General features: G+C 64.9%; 22 protein-coding genes. 8 read left to right on the top strand and 14 right to left on the bottom strand.

Annotated features, from left to right (window positions below; all coding sequences use genetic code 11):
* The 9 genes from AAFU51_01755 to AAFU51_01715 all read right to left on the bottom strand — a co-directional run.
* Nucleotides 1-484, bottom strand: a 484-nt coding sequence (locus tag AAFU51_01755) for a hypothetical protein (protein ID MEO1569970.1), incomplete at its 3' end; no start/stop codon positions are given.
* A 40-nt stretch (nt 485-524) separates the two neighbouring features.
* Nucleotides 525-1967, bottom strand: coding sequence for a transcription termination factor NusA (nusA, locus tag AAFU51_01750; GenBank protein MEO1569969.1), 1443 nt, complete (start codon nt 1965-1967; stop codon nt 525-527).
* Between the two features lie 49 nt (nt 1968-2016).
* Nucleotides 2017-2502, bottom strand: a complete 486-nt coding sequence (locus AAFU51_01745) for a ribosome maturation factor RimP (GenBank protein MEO1569968.1) — start codon at nt 2500-2502, stop codon at nt 2017-2019.
* A 269-nt stretch (nt 2503-2771) separates the two neighbouring features.
* Nucleotides 2772-4565: a hypothetical protein gene (locus tag AAFU51_01740; GenBank protein MEO1569967.1), complete on the bottom strand. Its 1794-nt coding sequence runs from the start codon at nt 4563-4565 to the stop codon at nt 2772-2774.
* A gap of 205 nt (nt 4566-4770) precedes the next feature.
* Nucleotides 4771-6411, bottom strand: coding sequence for an L-aspartate oxidase (gene nadB, locus AAFU51_01735; protein MEO1569966.1), 1641 nt, complete (start codon nt 6409-6411; stop codon nt 4771-4773).
* An 85-nt stretch (nt 6412-6496) separates the two neighbouring features.
* Nucleotides 6497-7597, bottom strand: a complete 1101-nt coding sequence (gene prfB / locus AAFU51_01730; GenBank protein ID MEO1569965.1) for a peptide chain release factor 2 — start codon at nt 7595-7597, stop codon at nt 6497-6499.
* Nucleotides 7598-7651: 54 nt separating this feature from the next.
* Nucleotides 7652-9058 carry a phosphoglucosamine mutase gene (gene glmM / locus AAFU51_01725; GenBank protein ID MEO1569964.1) on the bottom strand — a complete coding sequence of 469 codons (1407 nt, stop codon included), beginning with the start codon at nt 9056-9058 and terminating at the stop codon, nt 7652-7654.
* 81 nt (nt 9059-9139) lie between these two features.
* Nucleotides 9140-9640, bottom strand: coding sequence for a flavodoxin family protein (locus AAFU51_01720; GenBank protein ID MEO1569963.1), 501 nt, complete (start codon nt 9638-9640; stop codon nt 9140-9142).
* 4 nt (nt 9641-9644) lie between these two features.
* Nucleotides 9645-10940, bottom strand: a complete 1296-nt coding sequence (locus AAFU51_01715; protein MEO1569962.1) for a type IX secretion system plug protein domain-containing protein — start codon at nt 10938-10940, stop codon at nt 9645-9647.
* 112 nt (nt 10941-11052) lie between these two features.
* Here AAFU51_01715 and AAFU51_01710 point away from each other — a divergent pair, with 112 nt between their 5' ends.
* Nucleotides 11053-11616 carry a hypothetical protein gene (locus AAFU51_01710; GenBank protein ID MEO1569961.1) on the top strand — a complete coding sequence of 188 codons (564 nt, stop codon included), beginning with the start codon at nt 11053-11055 and terminating at the stop codon, nt 11614-11616.
* 92 nt (nt 11617-11708) lie between these two features.
* Here the strand turns inward: AAFU51_01710 and metG are convergent, their stop codons facing one another.
* Nucleotides 11709-13865 (bottom strand): methionine--tRNA ligase, encoded by a 2157-nt coding sequence (gene metG / locus AAFU51_01705; protein MEO1569960.1) that lies wholly within the window; start codon nt 13863-13865, stop codon nt 11709-11711.
* A 136-nt stretch (nt 13866-14001) separates the two neighbouring features.
* Here metG and AAFU51_01700 point away from each other — a divergent pair, with 136 nt between their 5' ends.
* Complete coding sequence (locus tag AAFU51_01700) at nt 14002-14316, top strand: Smr/MutS family protein (GenBank protein ID MEO1569959.1); 315 nt, start codon at nt 14002-14004, stop codon at nt 14314-14316.
* Between the two features lie 101 nt (nt 14317-14417).
* Here AAFU51_01700 and AAFU51_01695 read toward each other — a convergent pair whose 3' ends face one another.
* Entirely contained in the window at nt 14418-15236 is an 819-nt protein-coding gene (locus AAFU51_01695) for a rhomboid family intramembrane serine protease (GenBank protein MEO1569958.1), read from the bottom strand.
* A gap of 151 nt (nt 15237-15387) precedes the next feature.
* Here AAFU51_01695 and AAFU51_01690 point away from each other — a divergent pair, with 151 nt between their 5' ends.
* Together AAFU51_01690 and AAFU51_01685 are read left to right on the top strand one after the other, a co-directional pair.
* On the top strand, nt 15388-15915 hold the full coding sequence (locus AAFU51_01690; GenBank protein MEO1569957.1) for a YfiT family bacillithiol transferase: 528 nt from the start codon (nt 15388-15390) through the stop codon (nt 15913-15915).
* A 190-nt stretch (nt 15916-16105) separates the two neighbouring features.
* Entirely contained in the window at nt 16106-17221 is a 1116-nt protein-coding gene (locus AAFU51_01685; GenBank protein MEO1569956.1) for a prephenate dehydrogenase, read from the top strand.
* Between the two features lie 51 nt (nt 17222-17272).
* Here the strand turns inward: AAFU51_01685 and AAFU51_01680 are convergent, their stop codons facing one another.
* The 3 genes from AAFU51_01680 to AAFU51_01670 are packed head-to-tail and all read right to left on the bottom strand — an operon-like array spanning nt 17273 to nt 18602.
* Nucleotides 17273-17824 carry an NUDIX hydrolase gene (locus AAFU51_01680; GenBank protein MEO1569955.1) on the bottom strand — a complete coding sequence of 184 codons (552 nt, stop codon included), beginning with the start codon at nt 17822-17824 and terminating at the stop codon, nt 17273-17275.
* 16 nt (nt 17825-17840) lie between these two features.
* Nucleotides 17841-18377 (bottom strand): GNAT family N-acetyltransferase, encoded by a 537-nt coding sequence (locus AAFU51_01675; protein MEO1569954.1) that lies wholly within the window; start codon nt 18375-18377, stop codon nt 17841-17843.
* 12 nt (nt 18378-18389) lie between these two features.
* Entirely contained in the window at nt 18390-18602 is a 213-nt protein-coding gene (locus tag AAFU51_01670) for a hypothetical protein (GenBank protein ID MEO1569953.1), read from the bottom strand.
* Between the two features lie 168 nt (nt 18603-18770).
* On the opposite strand from AAFU51_01670, the gene AAFU51_01665 reads away from it, so the two are divergent.
* From AAFU51_01665 to bamA, 4 genes are all read left to right on the top strand, one after another.
* A complete protein-coding gene (locus tag AAFU51_01665) occupies nt 18771-20000 on the top strand; it encodes a 1-deoxy-D-xylulose-5-phosphate reductoisomerase (GenBank protein ID MEO1569952.1) in 1230 nt (409 codons plus the stop codon).
* Between the two features lie 138 nt (nt 20001-20138).
* A complete protein-coding gene (gene rseP, locus AAFU51_01660; protein MEO1569951.1) occupies nt 20139-21578 on the top strand; it encodes an RIP metalloprotease RseP in 1440 nt (479 codons plus the stop codon).
* Between the two features lie 125 nt (nt 21579-21703).
* The gene (locus AAFU51_01655; GenBank protein ID MEO1569950.1) at nt 21704-22495 is read left to right on the top strand and encodes an isoprenyl transferase; all 792 of its coding nucleotides are present in this window, start codon (nt 21704-21706) and stop codon (nt 22493-22495) included.
* Between the two features lie 106 nt (nt 22496-22601).
* Nucleotides 22602-25100 (top strand): outer membrane protein assembly factor BamA, encoded by a 2499-nt coding sequence (gene bamA, locus AAFU51_01650; protein MEO1569949.1) that lies wholly within the window; start codon nt 22602-22604, stop codon nt 25098-25100.
* Nucleotides 25101-25130 lie beyond the last annotated feature (30 nt).

The raw sequence follows: 25130 nt of genomic DNA, 5'->3' as shown, positions 1-25130 counted from the left end.
CTGGTACCTCGGCGGCTGGTACCTCGGCGGCTGGTACCTCGGCGGCTGGTACCTCGGCGGCTGGTACCTCGGCGGCTGGTACCTCGGCGGCTTGCGCCTCGATAGCCGGCGTCTCGGCAGCCGGCTCCTCAACCGGTGCTTCAACAACCGGTGCCTCTGCGACCGGCTCGGGTTCGACGGTAGCGTCCTCTTGGATTGGAGACGCTGCAGGCTCGCCGCCCCCTTCCTCAGCGCGAGCCTGGGCCTCACGCTGCTGCCGCTTGGCTTCCACGCGTGCCGCAGCCTCAGCGTCGTCGGAGTACACCACCTTCAAGATGTCGTACATCTCGGGCGTGAGCTTCCCGTTCGGGTCGCCCGTGGCCAGCTTGCCCTCTAGCACAAACCCCTTGTCTTCCAGGGTTTCGACGAGGGTGCCGATGGCAACGTTGAACTCTTTGACTGCCTTGAACAGGCGAACGCCTTTGGCCTTTTTGGTTGTGGGCATACAGATGGTGTTAGTGAGCAGCGGGAGCTAGGCGGGCGACTTACGCCGGCATGGTCGTTTCGTCAGCGGAGGGCGTGGCCGTAGGTGCTTCACCGTCGGGCGCGCCGTTGGTTTCGTCGGCGGTGTTCTCGGCCGCTTCTTCTTTTGATGCCTCGGCCTGAGCCGCAGCCTCTCGTTCCTCAGCGAACGCATCGCCGGAGTTGCCACCAGCAATCTTGGCCAGGGCTGCCGCTGCCTCTTCGTCAAACTCTGCCCTCATGATGAGCATGATCTTTTCGGCAGTCACGGTCTCAATTTCGGCACGACGGGCGAGCTCGGATGCGGAGAGTTCGAGTACAGCCTTGGCGCTGTCGCAGCCGATGTTGTGCAACCGTCGAATGATTTCGGCAGGGATGACATCGGCGAACTCCTCAATGTCGATGTCCTCTTCTTCCTCTTTGATGTCGCGGTAGACATCGATCTCGTAGCCGACGAGGCGGCTCGCGAGGCGGATGTTCTGTCCGCCACGGCCGATGGCCATCGAAACTTCGTCGGCGGCTACGGTCACGCGCGCGCGTGGTGGGTCGAGATCGTCTTTGAGCTCGACTTTAATGGGATTCGCCGGGGCGAGCGAGCGTTTTATAAACTCGATGGTGTCCGGCGTCCACGGTACCACATCGATGTTCTCGCCGCCGAGTTCGCGGACGACGGCGTGGATACGGCTACCCTTCACACCGACGCATGCGCCGACGGGGTCAACGCGGTCGTCGTGGCTGACGACGGCCACCTTGGCCCGATCGCCAGGCTCGCGCACCACTTTCTTGATCTCGACAATGCCGTCGTAGATCTCGGGCACCTCCAACTCAAAGAGTCGCTCAATGAAGACGGGTGCTGTGCGGGAGATGACGACCTGCGGGCCCGGGCCTTCCTCACGCACCTCATGCACGACCGCACGGAGCATGTCGCCCTTGCGGTAGCGGTCTTTGTGGTAGATCTGCTCACCGCGGGGCAGCACGATCTCCACCTTGTTGTGGATGATCAGCACCTCGCGGCGGCGCGTCTGGTAGATCTCACCCACGACGATCTCGCCGACGAGCTGGCTGTACTCCTTGAAGACGTTCTCGCGCTCGATGTCGCGGATGCGCTGGCGAAAGGTCTGGAGCGCGGTCTGGACCGCGCGGCGCCCAAAGTCGTCGATGGCGATGGTCTGGGCCACCTCCTCCTCCACCTCGTAGTCCTCGTCGATTTCGAGCGCATCGGAAAGCTCGATCTGCGTCACGGGGTCCACGAGGTCCATGTCCTCGACCACCTCGCGAATGTGGATGATCTGGATATCGCCGTTGTCGGGGTTCATGATGACCTCAAACGCTTCAGGGTCATCGGCCCCGTAGCGTTTACGGATCATCGCCCGGAACACGTCCTCCACGATGAGTTGGAGCGAGTCGCGGTCGATGTCTTTTTCGCGAGCGATCTCGGCGAAGCTTGAAACGATGCTCTGCTGCATAAATGCGGGACGAAGGAGAGAGTCAGGTCGTCAGGGTGGGGGTGCGTGCCTACCAAGGTAGCTGAACCTTGGCATTGATCAGGTTCGCAGTGGAAATCTCAACAGCGCTGGCCTTCTTGGCTGGCGCGAGGCGGAGCACGTTGGCGTCGGCGGCCGTCAGCTCGCCCGACACGGAGGCTGGCTCACCGTCAGCGCCGACATAGTTCACGGTCAAGGTCCGCCCGACGTGCCGGGGAAATTGGCGCACCTGCGTCAGGGGGCGCTCTGCACCAGGCGACGAGACGTCCAGGCGATAGCGGCCTTTGACGAGGTCGTCGTGGTCCAGAGCAGCGGAGAGTGCACGGCTCACTGCGGCCGCCGCGTCGAGGCTGATGCCCTCGTCGGTGTCAACGAAAACCGAGACGACGCGGGAGCCCTGGTAGCCACGCACCTCGACATCCACGACGTAGGCATCCGGCGACACCTCCGCGGCAGCAGCAACGGCCAGACGGTGAATCGCGTCGGTGAGGGAGTCAGTCGATGTGCTGGAAGGCACTGGCAAGCTCAATGTGAAAACAGGAGGCACGAAAAACGCCCGTTCGGGCGAACAGGCGTTTACGACAGGGTTAGAACGTAAACGTAGCCGAAGTGATTGCCTACTAGAAGCGATCGGCTCGGCGCACGCCCTTCCGGGCGGCCATGCTTCAGCGCCCAACGGGAGCCATCAAGATAGGACGTTTCACCTCGATGCGCTAGAAAAGACGGCTGAGAAAGTACCCTAGCTCTCGCTGCATGTTTCATTACGAAACCGTGCAGACCCGCACCCTAGTCCCGCCGCACGCCTTCCACTTCAACCCCGGACAGGGCTGTTCGTCCTTGCGCCACGCGCTGCACACCCTCCCACCCCTGCACTGGATCCAACGGCGCTAGACGTGCCTGGTCGCCGATCAACTCTCCGGCCACGCGGATCGCAGTACCCGCCCCTATGCGCAAGGTCGCGCCCGTTCTCAGTTCGAGGCGCCCGCCCGGCTTGATCTGGACGCCGCCGCGTACCGACACCGACACGTTTTCCTCCACGATGAGGACGCCTCCCCCGGCGACGACGAGGTGCCCTGCCAGCACGAGCCCATTGCTCCCATCGTCCATCCACGAGGGCTCGCGCACCGTCAGCGTGTCGGCGGTCCGCACGTCCTGCACGTAGTCGAAGGTGATGGAACCGTCCGAGCGGCTAGCGTAGCGCATGCCGGTGAAGGCTGGCCACGCGCCCAGGCGTACCGCCTGTGGTACATCACGCTGATAGGTGGTGCCGAAGCTGTTGGGGCGTGTCCACGGCGTCAGTTGCCGCACCTGGTCAGGGTCCCAGAGGTCACCGTCGAAAACCTCGGCGGCCTCGACGCCCTCTCCCGCAGTGACCTGCTCGCAGGACTGGAGCCCTTCTAGGCCATTGTCCGCGGGGACGACGTCACGCCGAGCATTGTGCGGCGCCTCAGCGCGATGCACGACCCGCTCGACGAGCAAGCCCGTATCGTGTGGCCCCCCGGTTTCGACTGGGCGGCAGCCTGCACACGACCGCGACACCGTCGTGTTCGCCACAGTAGGCACCGAATAAAAAGTGGACTGCTGGAGATTCGAGAGATAAAGCGCCTCGGCCAGGCGCTCGGGCCGTCCGCGCGGAGTCCTCCCCGGGGGGAGCGGGATCTCGCCCTGCGCGTAGTCGAGGCGCACGCAATCGCCGGTCGTCACCACGTCGCGGAGCGTCACCGTGGTGTCCCTCTGTAGCGCGGGGCACTCGATCCATGCCGCCCCGTCCGGAGCTTTCTGCGAGAGCATCGCGCGCTCGAACGCCGACATCGAGACGGTCTTGATCGCCTCGTGCCGCGCAGCGCCGATGCCAAGCATCAAGGCATAGCCAGTGGTCATGTCGGCGTAGTAGGTCCCCAGCGAGTCGAGGCGAGGCACGTAGGGGACGAGGTTGCCTGCGATCGGAGACAGGTGCCCGCCGTACCACCGGTGCGCGTTGAACAAGTCGTGTCCATATTCGTGCGCGAAGATCTTGATGAGCGCGCGCACGGGATCTAGGCCCTGGTAGCGGTTGAACGAACCGGCACAGTCGCCACAGATGCCGATGCCGTCGAACGACGGGCCGCCGGGTGCTTCGCTGAACCCGAGCGTAGAGACGCCATCGGCCCGCTCCAGGGCGATAAAGTCCGATCCCGTCGAGCGCACCACAAAGAACACCTGATCGAGGTGCCCGTCCCCATCGCCATCGTACTGCTGGAAGTCGATCTGGTCGTCGAGCGCCAAGAGCGCTTCGCGCGTGACCCGTCCGTGATCGATCACCCGGGATTGTCCCCGCCCCCGGGTAAAGCGATAGTGCGACCGCGGGTGTTCAGTCACATAACCGAAGGCATCGCCCGTCAAGACATAGTGCCCGCCAGACTGGAGCAGGAAGTACTCCGTAAGCGAACTGTCTGGCACGACTGAGGCACGCGTCGAGGCCAGGAGCGAGTCGGCGAAGGTCGGGGTGAGAGCCGACGACGGCCACGCGAGCGATCCGCCTGCGCACGTGCCATCGGATGTGTCGTCAGCGAACCGAACAAAGATGACCAGCGAGCGCACTTCGCCTGTGAGCGGCGGTGGCCGGTTCCGGCAGCTACAGCGGTATCTCCGTTCCGAGCGGTCGCTGTTCGTGCCATCGTCAAGCACCTGGACGGCCCCACTCTGGGCGCGTGCAGGCGTCGTCGCGAGGACACACCCGAAGAGGAGCAACACCGCGAAAAGACCGAGCGTGCCCAGGCGCAACAGGAAGCGCCACGACCGTATGCTAGGCCACTTCTGAGGGCGCTGGGTAGAGCACCGTGTCATGACGTTGGAGCGGGTCGGGGTCAGGATAGTCGGCCATGAAGTGCAGGCCGCGTGACTCGTGGCGGCGCTGGGCGCACTTGACGATAAGGTGAGCGACGGCCACGAGGTTTCGCAGTTCACACAACGGACTCGTTACCCGAGTGCGCTGGTAGAAGTCTTCGGTCTCCTCGAAGATCAGTTCCAGGCGCCGCTGTGCTCGTTCCAGGCGCAACTCGGATCGCACGATGCCGACATAGTCCTGCATGATCCGCTTGACCTCACGGCGGTTGTGCTCGATGAGCACCCACTCGCGGGCGTTCTCGGTGCCCGACTCGTCCCAGTCCGGTACGCCGCCCGGGATCGTGGCGATTGCATGGTAGCGCATGGCCGCATCGACTGCGCGGTGGGCGAAGACGAGCGCCTCGAGCAGCGAGTTGGAGGCAAGGCGGTTGGCACCGTGCAGACCCGAGCAAGTCACCTCGCCACAAGCGAAGAGGCCGTGGATGCTCGTCTGCGCATGCGCGTCCACGACCAGCCCGCCGCAGGTGTAGTGCGCGGCTGGCACGACCGGGATCGGCTCCTTCGTCATGTCGATCCCGAGCTTGTCCAGCAGCGTCGCGTGGATGTTCGGGAAATGCGCCAGCACCTCATGCGGTGGCTTGTGGCTGATGTCGAGCCAGACGAAGTCTTCGCCGCGCCGCTTCAGTTGGTCGTCGATCGCGCGGGCAACGATGTCGCGCGGGGCGAGTTCGGCGCGATCGTCATAGTCGGGCATAAAGCGTTCGCCCGCCTGGTTGCGCAGGATGCCGCCGTCGCCGCGTACGGCTTCGGTGATGAGGAAGCTGCGCCCGCCGAAGTCCGCGCCTGGCGCGTACAGGCTCGTCGGGTGAAACTGGATGAACTCCATGTTGCCGATGCGCGCCTTGGCTCGGTACGCCATCGCGATGCCGTCGCCGGTGGCCACCGTCGGGTTCGTCGTGTGGAGGTAGACCTGCCCCGCCCCGCCCGCAGCCAGGAGCGTCGCTTTCGCGAGCAGCGTCTCGACCTGCTCGGTCTCCTCGTTGAGCACGTAGGCGCCGAAGCAATGCAGCTTGGGCCAGGCCACGGCCGCACGCCCGACATGGTGCTCAGTGATGAGGTCGATGGCGAAGTGGTACTCGTACAGTTTGATGTTCGGATGGGCGTACACCTTCGCGAGCAAGGCTCGCTCGATCTCGCGGCCCGTCATGTCAGCGGCGTGTACGATGCGGTGGGCCGAGTGCCCGCCCTCGCGGCCCAGGTGCAGGTCGCCGTCCTCCTCCCTGTCGAACTCAGCGCCCATCGCCATCAGCTCGCGCACACGTTCTGGGCCCTCGGTGATGACGATGCGTACGATGTCTTCGTCACACAGCCCGGCCCCGGCGACGAGCGTGTCGCGGATGTGGTCCTGGACCGAGTCCGCCGGGTCCATCACCGCCGCGATGCCGCCCTGCGCGTAGTTCGTGTTCGACTCAGCCGACTGCTTCTTTGTGACGACCGCCACCGTGCCGCGCTCTGCCGCTCGAAGCGCAAAACTCAGCCCGGCGACGCCGCTGCCAATGACAAGGAAATCGTACCGCTCCTGCCGAGAGGTGGCCTGCATGACGACGGTGGTGGGGGTGGGAAATCGAAGCGTGATGTAGGCAGTACACCGCGATTCGTCCGATTGCTCCCCGGGGCTCTACGCGCTAGTCGCTGCTTCCGGACTGCTGCAGTAGGTAGGCCCGGATGAACGGCTCCAGATCGCCGCCCATGACGCCGTCCACGTCCGTGATCTTTGTCTCCGTGCGGAGGTCGTTGACCATCGTGTAGGGCTGGAAGACGTAGGAGCGGATCTGGCTGCCCCACTCGATCTTTTTCTTCGAGCCTTCCAGCGCGTCTTTGGCGGCCTCGCGAATCTGCTGCTCCATGCCATAGATGCGGCTCTTGAGCAGTTGCATGGCCCGCTCGCGATTCTGCAGCTGGCTGCGCTCTTCGGTGCTCTCCGCGGCCACCTTCACATCCTCGCCGTTGGAAAGCGTTCCCGTCCAGACGTAGCGCACGCCCGTCTCGACCTTGTTGACGTTCTGTCCGCCTTTGCCGCCAGAGTGGAACCGCTGCATTTCGAGCTCGCCCGTCGAGAGGTCAACCTCGATGGAATCGTCGATCTCGGGGTAGACGAATACGGACGCGAACGAGGTGTGACGGCGGCCCGACGAGTCGAACGGACTGATGCGCACGAGGCGATGCACGCCACTCTCCGCTTTGAGATAGCCGTAGGCGAAGGGTCCCTGCACGCGCAGCGTCGCCGACTTGATGCCGGCCCCCTCGCCGCGTTGGTACTCCACCAGCTCGACGCCCCAACCCTGGCGCTCGGCGTACTTCGTGTACATGCCGAGGAGCATCTCAGCCCAGTCTTGCGCCTCCGTACCGCCGGCACCGGGGTTCACGTTCACGACGGCATCGCGCTGGTCGTCCTCGCCGCCGAGCATGCCGCGCAGCTCCAGGGCTTCGAGCGACGCCTCCACCCCAGTTCGCTCACGGTCGATCTCGGCCGCCATGTCCTCGCCCTCTTCTTCAGCGAGTTCAACGAGCACGTCAAGGTCCTGCGCTCGCTGCTCTAGCGTTTCGTAGGACGAGATCCAGTCGTCAAGAGCCGCGACCTCCTTCTCCACGACCCGCGCAGAATCCGGATCGTTCCAATAGCCGGGATCGAGGCGTTGCTGCTCCAGGTCGGCGCGGCGTGTCTTCTTTTTGGCGATGTCGAGGTAGCCGCCGAGCGTCTGAACGCGCTTCAGGAGGTCGGACATGAGGACGGGGTGGGTTCGGTCGAGAGTCGTGCGTCGCAGTGGGTAGGGTCGAGGTCACCCAGCGGTGGCTACGCTCCCCATCAGCTCTTGCTTGAAGCGGATGGCAAGTGCATCGGCCGCTGCCTGCGATCCAGCCTCAGCGTAGACGCGCACGATGGGTTCTGTGTTGGACGGGCGGAGGTGCACCCAGCCCTCGTTCAAGTCGAGCTTCACCCCGTCGAGCGTCGAGAGGCGCACGTCGTCACGGTTGTCGTACTGTGCTGCGAGGGCTTCGAGCAACGCGTGAGGGTCGCCGAGGCCCTCGAGCGGCAGCTTGTGCTTGGCGATCACGTAGGTCGGAAAGCGCGCTTTGATTTGGGAGAGCGCCTCGCCAGTCTCCGCGAGGTGCTGCAAGGCCATCGCTACGCCCACGAGGCCATCGCGACCGTAGTGCAGCGCGGGCAGGATCACACCGCCGTTTCCCTCGCCGCCAAGCACGGCTTCTGTCTCCTTCATGACGCCCACCACATTGATCTCGCCCACCTTCGAGCGGTGCACTGGGTAGCCGAAGCCACCCATCACATCCTCAATGGCACGGCTGGACGAGAGGTTGGTCGCGAACGGCCCGGGCGTCTTGCGCATCAAGAAATCGGCGGCGAGCACCTGCGTCAGCTCCTCGCCGAAGAACTCGCCTCCATCCGCGACGAAGGCTAGGCGGTCTGCGTCAGGATCGACCACGATACCGAGGTCGGCCCCGCTCTCAGCGACGGCGCTGGTGATCTGCGTGAGGTGCGCTGGCAACGGCTCCGGGTTGTGGGCGAAGCGGCCCGTCGGCTCGCCGTTGAGCACGGTCACATCGGTGACGCCCAGGCGTTCGAGCAGCGCCGGGATGGCAAACCCGCCCACCGAATTGATGCCATCGACCACCACAGAGTACCCTTGCTGCGCGATCAACCCCGGATCGATGAAGTCGAGGGCCAGGATCTGGTCGATGTGGTAATCGAGGAAATCTTGCTCGCGGTAGGTCCCCACGTGCCCGTAGGCGACCGCGTGCGTCGTGTCAGCGTCGAGCGTCAGGTCGGCGAGCGCCAACACCTGGTCGGCTTCCTCAGGCGACAGGAATTCGCCCGCGCTGTTGAGGAGCTTGAGCGCGTTCCACTGCTCCGGGTTGTGCGATGCGGAGAGCATTACGGCCCCGGCGGCGCCCACCTTCGGCACCGCCATCTCGACAGTTGGCGTGGTGGCGAGTCCCGCGTCCACGACATCGCATCCAGCCGCCTGCAACGTCGCCGTCACGATGCGGCTGCAGAGGTCACCGGTGGTACGTCCATCGCGGCCTACGACTACGGTTGGGCGCTCTCCTTCGATGGTCTGGCTCCGGCACCACGCGCCAAAGGCTGACGCGTAGCGGACGAGCACCTCGGGCGTAAGGCCGTCACCGACGACGCCGCGAATGCCGGAGATGGAAGCAATGAGGGGCATGTGACGAGGCGCTGGGAGACGTAAGGGGGAGCGGGTTCGAGCCACCGAAGATACCGCCAGCCGAGCGTGGCCTCTGCACCGCTACGCGCCTGGCTTCGCCTCCTCAAACGCATCTGCGAAGGCCAGCGCGCAGCGCTCGGACCATGCCTTGGCCGCGCCGTAGTGCGAGGCGCGCGGCGTCCCGTCGATGTCAAGGTGTTCCAGGGCCCGGTGCGCACCGAGACGCTCGAAGCGCTCCGCAAGCCGGTAGGCCGCCACGCAGTAGTACGGGTCGTAGTCGTGGTCGCCCAGCGCGATCATGCCAAAGACAAGATGGGCTAGGGACGGCTCGACCTCCTCGACGCCTTCCATAAACGCGACGGCGTTGTCGGGCGGCGTCCCGTCGCTCCAGGTGCACATCACCACAATTGCCTGCCGGTAGTCGGCCAGCAGTTCAGGGTAGGCATCGGCCATGTCAGTCAGGTCGCACTCGAAGCCCAGGTCGGCGAGGTGGTCTGCGACCTCTTCGGCAACCAACTCTGAGTTGCCCGTCTGTGTGCCAACGAGCACCAGGATTTCGCGATAGGCGGCAGTCAGGTCCATCTCTTTAGCGGGAAACGATCGACCGCGTGGCGATGAGCCGATCGGTGTTGCGGGTGAAGTCGCGGACGTAGACGAGCGCCGTGTAGAGCGCTGGGGCGAGGCCGATGTCCCGGCGCTGCCGCTCCCGCTCTACCGGGTCCTCGACGACGTAGCGGTAGAGGTAGCGCCCTTGCTTGAGCAGGAACGTGCCCTCGTACCGACGCTCGCTAGGCAGCCAGGTCAGTTCGTTGGCCGGGTCGATGAGCCAGCCATTGAAGGCGCCGGAGAGAATAACGGGGCCGCGAAGCCGCTGTTCGTCGTTGGGCACGTAGGTGAACGTAGCCTGGACATACTCGGCTTGTGTGTCGGGGTCGGGCACGCCAAACACGACATCGTCCACGAGGGGTTGACCCGTGAGCGGCGCATCTAAGGTCGCATTGCCAAAGCGTGCGAAGTCGGGTTCAAGTATTACTTCATATGGAAAGACGCCCAAGTTGGCCTGCAGGATGTCGCCGCCAGCTGAGAGCTGACCGAGGTCGAGTTGGAACGCAGGCTCGGCGTTCTGAAAGCCGCGTTCGGGCGGCAGGAAAAACTGAAGCAGCGACGCCTCGATCAGCGAAGGCTCGCCCGCACAACGTGTCAGATCAAAGCGGCCGTTGCGGGCGAAGCACACGTCGTAGTCGAACGCGGAAACGTCGAACTGCTGCGTCGGGCGGAACTGGACGACGGGCTGCGCAAAGCTGCCTCCGGTGCCAAGCAGCGAACTGCTCAGCAGCATCTCGACCTCGGCGGCTTGCTCGGAGAGGTAGAAGGCGCTCTCGAACAGCGGCTCCTGCTCGCGACCCTGCTCCGCCACGCGGACGATGTAGTTGCCGCTGCGAAGAAATCGAATGCGGTCGTTGGGGAAGCGGTATTCATAGTGCACGTACCGCAGGTCCGCCGTCCCCGAAATTTGGAAGTCGAACAAGTCGTCGGTCACGGCCGAAGCGAGGTATTCCACAGGCAGCAGCGTGCGCTCCCAGTTGCGATCGGCGTGGTAGAAGTAGACCGAAAGCGGACGGCCCGTGGACTCGTCCAGCAAGTCGAACGAGAGCGTGAGTTGCTGGCCGCTGCTCAGCCCCACGATGGGCAGCGACGACTCGTTGCCGGTCTGGTGGAGCTGAATGGTCCTGATGGCTTCGTCAGGCACCACGAGCGAGAAGCCACGCGTCGACGTGGGGTCGGCAAAACCGAAGTCGCTATCACGAACACCGCCGTCGCCCTCGGTGGTGGCGCACCCGACGAGCGACATGAGCAGGAGCGAGAGGACGAATCGTAGCATCGGCACAGCGGTGGTAGGCAGGGTGCCCCGCCTATTCGCGCCTCTGTTGATCCGTTCCGCGTGTGCAATTCGTATCCCCTGTGAACCCCTTGTTCACCAACGCATCAAGACCATGACGTATTCGCTCAAGCGCCTTCTCCCTGCGCTCCTCTTTGCCTGCCTCGTAGCCGTTGGGTGCGACTCCACCGACCCAGACGATCCCGCAGGCGGTGGCGGCAATGGCAACGCCACGGGCACCGTGCAGGTCGGCAACGACTCGGCGACCGACATTGCTGGCAGCGCCTACGGGGTTCTTGCCTCCGACGGCGAGTTCGGCATCATCATCTTCGACGGCGCCTACGAGCTGTTCGGCACCGCTCAGGTCTCGGCCTACACCGTCCTCGCCCAAGATTCGCCGTCGGGGATCCCCGCGCGCGGCACCTACAGCATCGGCGACTCGGACGGCTACCTCGGCGGGTATGCCGACATCGACGGCAACGACTTCCTGAACGCCACCTTCATTGATGCGGAGAGCGGTACGCTCACAGTCACGAGTTCGAGCAGCGACCGCATCGTCGGAACGTATCAGTTCACCGGGGAGCTTTTCCGCGGCCAGTCCACGCAGGGCACGACGACCGTGTCTGGCTCGTTCGACGCACCAATCTTCCGCGAGGACGACTTCCCGGACGAGCCGTAGGCCCAGAGGCTTCTGACACAAAGCAAACCAGAGGCACAAAGCAAACTACAGTTGAGCCTGGGCTACCGAACAGGAGGCCCGGGCTCGACTATTTATCGGACGACGCTACCCGGCTCGCTCTCAGCACCAACGGGCACGAGGCGTCCGGCTCGGTCCTCCGCCATCAGAACCATGCCCTGGCTTTCCAGACCGCGAATCTTGCGCGGCGCCAAATTGGCCACGACGACGACGCGCCTCCCAACGAGCGCCTCGGGTGCGTAGTGCTCGGCCACACCGGCGAGCACCTGCCGCGTCTCAGCGCCCAGGTCTACGTCGAGGCGTAGCAGCTTGTCGGCATTCGGGTGGCGCTCGGCTGCAACCACGACCCCGGATCGCAGATCGAGCTTCGAGAAGTCGTCGAAGGTGATTTCTGGCTTGGACGGCGCGTATGCCGTGTTTTCCGGCGCTTCGACTTCTGCTTGAGGGGATCCGTCGCTCACCTCGGACGCTTGTTCTACCTCCGCTGCGCGCTGTTCGAGCAACGCACGCTGCGCCTCGATCGCCTCGTCGTCGATCTTCGCGAACAAGATCGACGCTTCGCCGAGTTGATGCCCCTCGCGGAGGAGCGGCGAGCCTGCCTCGTCCCACCCGGCGAGGTCCCCAGAAGGGGCGCCCGGCTCCGACGAGCGGATGTGGTCGAGGCGCAGCATCTCGCGGAGGCGCCACGCCGACTCTGGGACAACGGGCTCGATCAGCACCGAGAGTGCCGCGCACAACTGGAGCGAGACGTGGATCGTGTTCATGCACGCTTGCTCGTCGGTCTTGCGCGTCTTCCAGGGCTCGGTATCGTTGAAGTACTTGTTGCCGAGCCGCGCGAGCGCCATCGTCTCCTGCACGGCCTCGCGCATACGAAAGGTGTCGTAGGAGGCGCCGATGCGAGTTGGGAAGGTCGCCAGTTGGTCAAGGGCGTGGCGGTCGACGGCACTGGGGTCGCGCAGAGGGGGCAGGGTGCCGCCGGCAAAGCGGTGCGCGAAGCTGAGCGTGCGGTTGACGAAGTTGCCTAGCACATCGGCCAACTCCGAGTTGACCCGCTCCTGGAAATCGCCCCACGAGAAATCGGCGTCTTTGGACTCGGGCAGCATCGTCGCAAGCGCGTAGCGTATGACATCAGCCGGGAACGACTCCAGCACTTCGTGCACCCACACGGCCCAACCGCGGCTGGTCGAGAGCTTGCGCCCTTCTAGGTTGAGGAACTCGTTGGCGGGCACGCTGGCAGGCAGGACATACTGGGCGGCCTCCTTCCCATCGCGTTTGCGGACCGCCTCGTTGTGGGCCATCAGAATCGCCGGGAAGATCAGCGTGTGGAAGACGATGTTGTCCTTGCCGATGAAGTGGACGAGGTCGGTGTCGTCGTTCTGCCAGTAGTCACGCCAGCGCTCCGGTGTGCCCTGCTGCGCCGCCCACGCCTTCGTCGCGGAAATGTAGCCGATGGGGGCGTCAAACCAGACGTAGAGCACCTTTCCGTCGGTGTCGCCGTGCGCCGAGTCGGGGACGGAGATGCCCCACGGGAGGTCGCGCGTCATCGCCCGGTCGGCGAGGCCGTCGTTGAACCACGAGCGGATCTGGCCTAGCACGTTGGGCTTCCAGCCCGGTTTGGTGGCGATCCAGGCTTCGAGTTGGGCTTGAAGGTCGCCGAGCGGCAAGTACCAGTGCGTCGTCTCTTTCCGAATGGGCTCCGCGCCCGAGAGCGCGCTCCGGGGGTCGATGAGGTCGTCGGGCGAGAGCGACGACCCGCAGTTTTCGCACTGATCACCGTAGGCTTCCTCGTAGCCGCAGACCGGGCACGTGCCACGCACGAAGCGGTCGGCCAGGAAGAGCTTGGCCTCGGGGTCGTAGAGCTGCTCTGACGCGCGCGTGGTAAATACGTCCGCCTCGTCCAGCACGGCGAACATCGCCTGGCTCGTTTCGTGGTGGATGGCGGCGGAGGTGCGCCCGTAGTAGTCGAACGAGAGACCGAAGCGCTGGAAGGCGTCCTCGACCTGCGCGTGGTACCGGTCGATGATGGCCTGTGGCTCGACGCCCTCCTGCATCGCCCGGATGAGGATCGCAACGCCGTGCTCGTCAGAACCGCAGATGTAGACCACGTCTCGGCCGCGCAGGCGCTGGTAGCGGACGTAGAGGTCGGCGGGCAGGTAGGCGCCCGCGAGGTGACCGATGTGAACCGGCCCGTTGACGTAGGGCAGCGCGGAGGTGACGAGGATTCGAGACATGATGGGAGGCAGTGCCGCAGGAAGCCGTGTGCGGTGAGTCGTTCTGAGTGGGATCAAGCTACGCCGGAGCGTCGTGCGCGATTCGCGCCTAGACACTCTGCTCCGAACCTTTCCCGCCCCCACTCTCCAGCCTGCCATGCGCCTCACCGACGATGGCTCGACCGTGACCCTCGACCTTCACCACGTACGCGTGGGCGATGCTGCGCCGCTGATCCGTCGCACGGTGGCGATGGCCTCAGCGCGGGGACGCTCCTCCGTCCGTGTCGTCCACGGCTCCTCGACGAGCGGCGGCTCAAACCGCACCATCAAGCACGTCGTGCACGACCTCCTCGACGACGGCGCACTCGCCGCGGTGACTAGCAATTTCCGCGCACAAGACTACGCGCTGCTGAGTCTCGGCGTCGGCGGGCAGCCGGACCGGCGTCGCCTCACGCTCAACGACGTGTGGTGAGTCAAGGTCGGCAACGCTCGATGATCGGATCGGTACTCGGGATGATCCGTCCGCCGCTTGCCCAACCTCCACCGCCTGTCAAACCCGGACATCATCGATCTCTACCTCCACCGCCGTTTGCCTGTGCGGTCCCGCGAGCCAAGCGGGTAGCTACGGTCCCGTTGCGAAACACGAACGAGGACATCGTTAGGGTTTTCGCGGATGATCGTGCGCATGACAAGCGCGAGGATCATCCCGGCGAAGAAGCCGCCGATGTGCGCGCCGTAGGCCACGCCGCCCGTCTGCTCGCTTGCGAAGACGGCGCCCCACCCGCTCACGAACTGCAACGCGATCCACGCGCCGATGGCGACCATCGCCGGGATCGAGACGATCATGTAGAAGAAGATCGCGTTGACCTTGTTGCGTGGGAATAGCACGAGGTAGGCTCCCAGCACACCAGAGATGGCCCCGGACGCGCCCAGGTTGGGGATCAGCGAGTCGGGGTCGAGAACGATCTGCGCGGCGGTGGCCGCGAGGCCGCTCACGAGGTAGAACCCCAGAAACGGCAGTGCGCCGAAGCGATGCTCTACGTTGTCGCCGAAGATCCAGAGGTAGAGCATGTTGCCGCCGAGGTGCATCCACCCCCCGTGCATGAACATAGCCGAGAGCAGCGTGAGGTAGATCAAGGGCGCGCCCATGCCGCCCCCGGGTCCTGGCTGATGCGGGATTTGGACGCGCTCACCGCCCGGCCCCGTGAGCATGGTAGCGCGGGTGAGGTCGTCGCCGGTGGTGATCTCGTACGGGATGACGCTCCAGCCGTACGTGAACTCGTCGCTGCCTAGCTGGACCAAGAACAGCAGCACATTGCAGACGAGAAGGGTGATGCTGACGTAGGCGACGCCGGAGAGGGCGCGGTCGTCGTCGCTGATCGGGAAGAGCATGGGAAGCACAGACGGATGGTAGCGGTGCGGTAAGTTATGCGGAGGCCTTCGTCGCCATCTTCTCCATAACGCGACAGCACCCTTGAGCGCCGCTGGTGTGTTTTCCCACGGGTACACGATTGCTGTACCGCCCCCACCTATCCTCATCTTCATGTCGGTCGACCTCCGCTATCCCCTCGGCACGTTCGGTCATGAGGGGCCGGTGCTCCCCCCGCAGCGCACGGCATGGATTGACGACATCGCCGCGCTGCCTCTTGCTTTTCGCACTGCGGCGGAACCGCTCTCGGAATCCCAATTGGATACGCCCTACCGTGAGGGTGGCTGGACGCTGCGCCAGGTCGTCCATCACGTGCCCGACAGTCACCTGAACGCCTACACGCGGTTCTGCTGGACACTCACGGAGGACACGCCTACGATCAAAGCCTACGATGAAAACGCATGGGCACGGCTCAAGCTCTATGCCGGCCCGATAGAGCCAAGCCTCGCGCTGCTCGACGCGATCCATGCACGCTGGGCGGCCTTGCTTCGGGGACTGGACGAGGCGGCTTGGGCGCGTCGCTTTCATCACCCAGAAACCGACACGTCGCATCGCCTGGATATGGTGCTCGGCACCTACGCCTGGCACGGACGGCACCACCTCGCGCACCTCACCACCACGATCGAGCGATTCGGCTGGTAACCTGGAGGCTCTTGCAACACATCCTTCAGGCTGCGTCTGGCTGCGCAATCGTTCTCGCGGCGTTGCGCTGCGTCGCCGGTGCACACGCACCGTCTGCTTCACGTGCCTTGTAGGAGCGTTGCTCGCTCCGCCTCGCCTTACGGGCCGACTTCTGCAATAGCCACCAGTCGCCATCTCCACAGAGCCTCATTTGACGAACGAGACGATCCACACTGTAGCCCTCGTCGGTACCGGCCTCATCGGCGGCTCACTCGGGCTGGTGCTCCGAGCGCGGCGAAGCGACCTACACATCGTCGCCTACGACCCTAACGCCGGACCAGAGGCGGTGCATCGGGGGGCTGCGCACCATTCGGCAACGTCGCTGCGGGCGGCAGTGCACGAGGCCGACGTGGTGGTGCTGGGGACTCCGGTACGCTTCCTACCGGGTCTTCTTGGTGACATCGCCCCTCACCTCAAACCCGGCGCCCTCGTCACCGATGTAGGCTCGGTGAAGGCGCCGCTCGTGGCTCACGCTGCGGACGTGCTACCGACCGCTAATCCATTCGTCGGCGGGCACCCAATGGCGGGCGCCGAGCGGGGTGGCATCGCCCATGCCGACGCGTTTCTGTTTGAGAACGCAACGTGGGTTCTATGCCCCCCTCAGGACGTCGCCGAGGTCGAGGTTGCAGAGCGCTATCCCGCGCTGATCGATCTCGTCGAGGCTACGGGGGCACGGGTGCTGGTCCTGGACGCGAAGCGACACGACCGGATTGCGGCGTTGGTCAGCCACGTTCCTCAACTCGTGGCCGTGCTGCTGATGACACTGGCCGCCGAGTCCAACGCCGACGACGATGCGTTTGTCCGGCTCGCTGCGGGTGGCTTCCGCGACATGACGCGCATCGCCTCGTCCCCCTTCGATCTGTGGCGCGACATCCTCGTTGCCAACGAAGGCCCCGTCCTCGATGCCATGGCCCGCCTGGCCGATGCCCTGCAGGCCATGCGCTACGATCTGGCGGGCACCGACCTCGCGGCGCTCGCCCAGCGTTTCGACGAAGCGCGCACCGTGCGCAACACGATTCCCAAAGACACCAAGGGCTTCCTCGCCCCGCTCGCCGATGTCTACGTCTACGCCGAGGACCGCCCTGGCTTTCTGCTGCGCCTCGTTCAGACGCTCTACGAGGGGGGACTTAGCATCAAAGACATCGAACTACTCAAGATTCGCGAGGGCACCGGCGGAGCGTTTCGGTTCGGGTTCGCCACGGCGCCCGATGCCGACCGCGCTGTCGCCGCCTTCACCGAGGCAGGTTACACCGCCTACAGGCTGTAGCGGCCACATCATCGTTCCGAAGCGGTGATTTCCAACGCGCTGCCCACACGGTCAGCCGCTCAGGAGGCCAGCATGGATGGCCCAGAAGACGGCTGCGATGTGCGTGCTGTGCGTGATGGAGCCGTCGGCCACCCGTGCCGGTAGCTCGTCCGCTGCCACGAGACGCACAGCCAAATCTTCGGCAGCGTCGAGATGTGGCTCCGCGATGCGGTGGGCGCCCGCCGCGACGAACACGTGGCCGTAGTTGGTGTGCCGCCCTGGCTCGACGGCCCCTTTGCCGAGGTAGGTCCAGCCCGAGGCTGTGTAGCCGGTCTCTTCGAGCAGTTCGCGTCGCGCAGCGGTTTCTACGTCCTCATCGGGGTCCACTGCGCCTGCGGGAAACTCCAGCGACAGCCGCTCCACCCCGTAGCGGTATTGCTCGACCATCACGACCTGGCCGTCGTCCGTGATGGGCAGGGCGAGCGCCCAGTCGGGGTAGTGCAGCACATGGTACTCGTCCAGCACCGTGCCGTTGGGCAGGCGCACCCGGTCTTGGCGTAGCGTCATCCACCAACGCTCAATCAGGGTTTTAGAGGCGAGCGTCGTCCACGGACGAATGGGCATGGGGGTACGGTCAGGATCAAAGGACCGCCGACCAGGCGTCGGCGCTGAGCGCGTAAAAGATCGCCTGGTCGCCTTCGTCGCCACAGCCGCATGGCGCCGCATCGCGTCTGAATTCGGCAAAGCCTAGCTTTTCCAGTACGCGTCCCGATGCGGGATTCCCTTCCAACACGTGCGCTTCAACGCGGGCCAGCCCCAGCTGCTCGAACCCATACGTGACGACTAATCGCGCCGCCCAGCTTGCATAGCCTTGCCCCCAGTGAGGCACACCAATCCAGTATCCGAGTTCGGCCTGCCCGTCGCGTACCTGTTTGAGCGTACATGTGCCAACGCAGACGTCATCCACCGTGATGGCGAACGCGAAGTCGGTTCCAGCCGCCCAGGCTTCCGTCGCCTCTGCGACAAAGGTTACCGCACCGTCTTCCGGGTAGGGATGGGGTAGGCGTGTCGTCGCAGCCACCCGGGCGTCTGCAGCGAGCCGCTGGATGGCGGGCGCGTGCTGCCGTGCAACCGGCTCGACGGTCAGGCGAGGGTGCAGGGCGTCGAAGAGCTTCATAGCAAGCTGGGGTCAGTCACGACGGAAACGCATGCGCTGGTGCAAACGGGTGCGACCAACGCTAGCGCCGTCGCGGAGGATCGCCTGCCAGCCTTCCTCGTCGGGCTCGGTGAGCGTGAGGTCCTCCGTGGGCGCCTCCAGCACACGCCGGGCAGCGTCGAGCGGGTCGCGGGCACGCATAAGGGCCGGAGGCAGGCCGTCGGCTTCGAATTCGAACTGAGGCATGGGCGGGCGAGCAGGTAGAGTAGGGACAAAGCGCGCCGCGCTCGCACAGGGTGCCTTTGACGCGCGGTTTTGGTACACCATTGCGCCGGGCAGGCCGTCCGGGGCACCCCTTGAGCCGACGGCGTTCCGTGCTATCTTCGCGCACTCCTCTACGCGCCCGTCTTCGCCATGCTCCCCGCTTCTCTGTCCGCAGTGCACACCACTGGGCGTGTGTCCATCGCGCCACGTGGAATCGCCCTCCTAGGCGCGACCGGATCTATCGGTACACAGGCACTCGATATCGTCCGGCTCTTCCCCGATCGACTGCGCGTGCGAGCACTTACCGCAGGGAACAACGCCGAGCTGCTTGCGGCTCAAGCCGAGGAGTTTCGCCCCGCACTCGTGGTTATCGGCGATGAAGCGGCCGCCCCGGGACTACGCCGTCGGCTCGGACCGCTCGGCATCGATGTGTTGACGGGCGACGAAGGGCTGTGCGAGGCCGCGCGGGTGGACGAGGCCGACCTCGTGCTCACCGCTGTCGTGGGTTCGTGTGGCTTGTTGCCTACGCTTGCCGCCATCGAGGCGGGTAGGACAATCGCGCTGGCGAACAAGGAAACGCTCGTCGTTGGGGGCGCCTTGGTAGCCGCCGCGGCGAAGCGGAACAGCGTGGCCATTCTGCCTGTCGACAGCGAGCACTCGGCCATTTTTCAATGCCTCGTGGGCGAGCCCCCTGACTCGGTCGAGCGCCTGACCCTCACGGCATCGGGGGGGCCGTTCCGCACACGACCGGCGCACACGTTCTCCGCCATCACGCGCGCAGAGGCGCTCAACCATCCCAACTGGTCGATGGGCGCCAAGGTCACCATCGACTCGGCGACGCTGATGAACAAAGGGCTCGAAGTCATCGAGGCCCGGTGGCTCTTCGACCTCGGCCCTGAGCAGATCGACGTGCTCGTGCACCCGCAGTCGATCATCCACTCGATGGTCACCTTCGCCGACGGCTCGGCGAAGGCACAACTCGGCGTCCCGACGATGAAGGTGCCGATCCAGTACGCGCTCACCTATCCAGACCGCTGGCCGGCTCCGCACCCCCGACTCGACTGGACGACGCTGCGCCGCCTCGACTTCGAGCTACCGGACACTGACCGCTTTCCGTGCCTGCGCCTGGCCTTCGAGGCGCTTGACGCTGGTGGGACGGCGCCGTGCGCTCTCAACGCCGCCAACGAAGTGGCCGTGGCCTCGTTTCTACGCGACGAGATCGGCTTCACGGACATTCCGCGCATCGTTTCGGACGCGCTCGACTACAACGCAGGCCAGCCGCACGCTTCGTTGTCGCACCCAGACGTAGACACGCTCGTAGGTGCCGACGCGCTGGCGCGGCGGCGTGCCCAGGAACTCCGCCGTGCCGTCGCCCTTTAGACGCGCGCTTTTTTCCTGCTCTGATCTCATTCGGGCGCCTCTCGCCTGGACCCGGCCGACTCTCCACACACGAGGAATCAGCCCTCCACGAAAAGCGACTGCGTCTTTCTCCGGCGCGCCGCCCGACCTCCGAATCGCATGGACTTCCTGCTCACGGCCTTCTCCTACGTCTTCTGGGTGGCGCTCGCGCTCAGCATCCTCGTGTTCGTGCACGAATTGGGCCACTACCTCGCCGCTCGGCTCTTCGGGATGCGCGTAGACAAGTTCTCGATCGGCTTCCCGCCGAAGATCATCGGCAAAAAGTTCGGCGACACGGAGTGGGTGATCGGCGCGACCCCGCTCGGGGGCTACGTCAAGATCGCGGGCATGATCGACGAGTCGATGGACGCCGACTTCGTTGGCAGCGAGCCGCAGCCCGACGAGTTTCGCTCCAAGCCGGTGTGGCAGCGCATCGTGGTCATCACGGCGGGCGTGATCTTCAACCTCATCTTCGCCTTCCTGATCTACATCGGGCTAGCCTGGGGCTACGGCGACACGTTCATTCCCGCCGAAAATGTCGAGCAGGTCTACGTCGCTGATGGGTCTATCGCCTACGAGATGGGGCTGCGCACAGGCGACCGCGTCGTGGCAGTCAACGGCGAGGCGCTGGAGCGCTATGACGACTTCGAGCGACCCGACGCCTTCGTTGCCGACCCGTACACCGTCACTGTCGAGCGCGACGGTCGCGAACAGACGTTCACCGGTCCCGACCAGTTGCTGTCGCGTCTGAGCAGCGTCGACGCTCCCGAGCCAGGTATTTCGCCATTCGGTACCTCAATCCAGCCCGCTATCATCGGCGCCGTGTTCGGGGATTCGGCGGCCGACGAAGCAGGGCTGCTCCCAGGCGACCAGCTGCTTACGCTCAACGGCGAGCCGGTTTCACTCTGGAACCAGTTGACCGACGCCGTGCAAGCCGCCGACGGCGCAGCGGTCGCGCTGACATTCGCCCGGCCCACCCTTGACGGCGAGGAGACCGCAGATGCTGTCGAGACGCTCACGCTCGTCGAAGAGCGAGCCGATGCCGTCGTCTACGAAACGAGCCTGGCTCCGCGCTTCGATGAGGACCTGGAGCGCTACCTGATTGGCATCGCCGGACCAGACGGGGCGATTCTGGAAGAGGTGTTCGGCATCGAGCGGCGTGACTTGGGGCTCGGCCAGGCCATCGCGACCGGTTCGCAGGACGCCACGCGCATGCTGTCGCTCTACGTCACGGCGGTCGGGCGCCTCTTCACCGGCAAGGAAGACGTGCGCGAGTCGGTTGGTGGTCCGGTGATGATCGCCAAGGTCACCAAGGAAGCCGCCGACACCGGGATGTACGGCTTCTGGCAGATCGTGGCCTTCCTCTCCGTGGCACTCGCGGTGATGAACATCCTCCCCATCCCTGCACTCGACGGAGGACATCTGGTGTTCCTGGTCTACGAGGGCATCACCCGCCGCGAGCCGTCGGTGCGGGTCCGCATGGTCGCCCAGCAAGTCGGGTTCGTGCTCCTGTTGGCGCTGATGGTGTTCGTGATCTTCAACGACATCGCGCGGTTTTAGCGCACGGCGATGGTCGGCTGCGGCGGGCGGCTCGCGCACTACGCTCGTTGCCGCTTGCCCCAAAACTCACGAAGGCCTCAGGTTGGGTTCGCTAAGTTGCTGCGCTACGCCAACCCCATCGAACCGTGCCGGACGTACAGCTCACCAAGACGAAGCAGACGGATGCCGACCGCGCCACGCAGGCGGCGCTGAAGGCCCGCGGCGTCATCCCGACGCACATTGCCTGCATCATGGATGGCAACGGGCGGTGGGCGCAGTCCCAGGGTCAGCCCCGCGTGGTCGGGCACAAGCACGGCGTCACCTCAGTCCGCGACGTCACCGAGGCATGCGCCCAACTGGGCGTGAAGCACCTCACGCTCTACACGTTCTCGACCGAAAACTGGCACCGCCCTGCGGACGAGGTGTCCGCGCTGATGACGCTGCTCGTCCGCACGCTGCGCGGCGAGATCAAGCGCCTCGACGCCAACGGCATCCGCCTGCGTGCCTTCGGCGACCTGTCGCGGCTGCCGACCAAGGGGCGCCGGGAAATGGTGGAAGGGATGGAGCGCACCGCCAGCAACACACGGATGTCGCTCAACCTGGCGCTGTCCTATTCGGGTCGCTGGGAGCTTGTCGAGGCCGCCCGCGCGCTCGCCCGCGACGTTGCAGCGGGCCGCCTAGACCCCAACGACATCGACGAGGCATCGATCGAGCGGCACCTCACCACCTACGGGCTGCCGGATCCCGACTTGCTCATCCGCACGGGCGGCGACCTGCGCGTCTCCAACTTCCTGCTCTGGCAGATCGCCTACACCGAGATCGTAGTGACCGAGCGCTTCTGGCCCGCGTTCCGGCGCGAGGCGCTCTACGATGCCGTCCGCGCGTTTCAGGACCGCGAGCGGCGCTTCGGTCGAGTTCCTGCGCCCGAACCTGCCTAAGTCTTTGTACGGGCCGGGGCCATCGAACCGCCCTGCCCTTGCACACGAATCGCGCCGCCGCCGCCGTTTGTCGAGCCGTCGCCCGCACGTACCCGAACGTTCCCACATGCCTCGTCTCTTTCTTCTGCTCAGCACGCTCGCCGTCGCGCTCTTCTTCACCACGTTTCCTGTTGCGGCGCAGTTGCCCGGACAACAACTCGGTCAGGCCCGGCCGGCTACGCCGCAGGTCTACGAGGTCCTCGGCCTCTCGGTCGCCGGCACAGAAGACGAAAACACGCGCCGTTTTGTCCTCCAGGTGAGCGGGCTGGAAGTCGGGCAACGTGTGCAAATGCCCGTGGACGACGGCATCGCGGAGGCCGTGCGCAAGCTGTACCAGGCCGGCTCGTTTTCCAATGTCGAGGTGCTCGCAGAAAACATCGTGGGCGAGGGCATCTTCCTGCTGATCCGCGTCGAAGAGCAACCGCGGCTCGCCTCGATCCAATTCGAGGGCGTGAAGCGAGGCCAGCGCGACGACCTCGAAGAAACCGTCCCGCTCCTGCGCGGTCGCCCTGTTCGCCCTGCCGACCTTGCCCGCACGGAGCAAGCCATTATCAACTACTTCCGCGATGAAGGCTACCTTCTCGCGACGGTCGACCACACCGTCTCGGTCAACGACAACGGGCGCGCCGACGTCGTCTTCAACGTCGACCGCGGGCGCAAGGTCGAGGTCGAGAACATCTCGTTTGTGGGCAACGACTCGTTCAGCGAGCGCACGCTTCGCAAGCGGCTCAAGAACACACCGGAGGACCGCTGGTGGCGCTTCTGGAGCGGCGAGAGCTTCGTCGCCCAGGACTTTGAGGAAGACCTTCAGACGCTCGTCGACTGGTATCAAGACGAAGGCTACTACGGCGCGCGTGTCCTCCAGGACTCCGTGTGGGTCGAGGGCGAAGCCCAGGGCGAACCCGAAGTACACATTCAGATCAAGGTCGAGGAAGGCCCGCTCTATGTGATCCGCGACGTGAGCTTTGAGGGCAACACCGAGTACACCGACGCTCAGTTGCGCACGGCGCTCGGCTTCGAGGTCGGTGAGCCCTACAGCAAGAAGAAGTTCGAGCAGAACCTCTACTACAACCCCGACCACTCCGACATTGCCAGCCTCTATACGGACCGAGGCTACCTCCGCTTCAACGCCATCCCGACGATCACGACGACACAGGGCGACTCGCTCGACATCGCCTTTCTGATCAACGAGGGTGACATCTACGAGTTTGGCCAGATTACCATCGCTGGCAACACGAAGACGAAGGAGCACGTCGTCCGCCGCGAGCTGCGCACGATTCCGGGGCAGACCTACAGCCGCCAGGCCATCGAGCGCTCGGTGCGCGAACTCGTGACGCTCAACTACTTCGCTCAGGAAGAACTCGCGGGCGGCCCGTCCATCGAGATCGACGAGGAGACGCGCACGGTGGGCCTGACCTACAACCTCACCGAGGCTGGTGGCGACCAACTCGAACTCTCCGGCGGCTGGGGTGGCTTCACTGGTCTCCTCCTCCAGGCGGGCGTCCGGTTCAACAACTTCTCGATCCAGAACCTCTTCGACGGCTCCGCCTGGCGCCCCGTCCCTTCCGGCGATGGGCAGACGCTAGCGCTCCAAGTGCAGACCAACGGTCGGTTTTACCAGAACTACTCGCTGAGCTTCACCGAGCCGTGGTTCCGCGGCCGGCCCAACCCCGTCGGCTTCTCCCTTGGGTACACGTACAACGGGCTCCGGAGCCGCTTCGTCTCAGATCAGGTTGGCGAGGGCGACAGCTTCCAACTTGTGAGCGCGCGCGTCTTTAACCGCTTCCGTCTCAAGTGGCCAGACGACTTCTTCCAGACGGGCACCGACCTTTCGTACCGCCTCTACAACATCAACGGCCAGGGCTTCAGCAACGCGTTTGGCCTGCCTGTGGGTGTGAGCCAGGAACTCAACGTCCGTCAGAGCCTGACGCGCAACTCGCTCAACAATCCCATTTTCCCGAGCGCTGGGTCGAGCTTCCTCTTCTCCGCGGAGGCGGCTCTCCCCCTGCCTGGCTTCATCCAGTACCACAAGTGGCGGCTCTCCAACGACTGGTACCTACCGATCTTCGGGCGCCTCTCGTTCGGAGCGAAGGCCGACTACGGCTATATCGGCTCGCTCACCGGTGACGAGGTTGAGTTCCAGCGCTACCTCCTCGGCGGGTCTCCGCTGGATGCGCAGGGCAACTTCATCGGCTTCGGAAAGGACGTCCTCTTCATGCGCGGCTACCCGCTCGGTGTGATCTCGCCGCGTCAAGATGGCGAGGCCGTGGGCGGCCGCATCTTCAACCAGTACAGCGCCGAGATCCAGCTACTCGCCGTGCAGTCGCCGCAGCTCCAGTTCGCACCGTATCTCTTCGCCGACGCAGGCAACGCGTGGGACAGCTTCGACACCTACAGCCCGAGCCGGCTCTTCCGCTCGGCAGGCTTTGGTGCCAAGATCTTCCTCCCCATCCTCGGGCTCGTGGACCTCAACTATGGCTATCAAATCGACCCGTTTGTGCCGCGCAATTCCACGGACACGGGCCTCCCGCAGTGGCGCTTCCAGTTTTCGCTAGGCGGCCAGTAAGCTTCTTCTGCATGAGGCGTGCGTTGCCTC

Source organism: Bacteroidota bacterium, from assembly GCA_039821555.1.
Taxonomy (GTDB): Bacteria; Bacteroidota; Rhodothermia; order Rhodothermales; family Rubricoccaceae; genus JBCBEX01.
The sequence above is the reverse complement of the archived record's forward strand: the minus strand, read 5'-3'. Positions and strand labels throughout refer to the sequence as shown.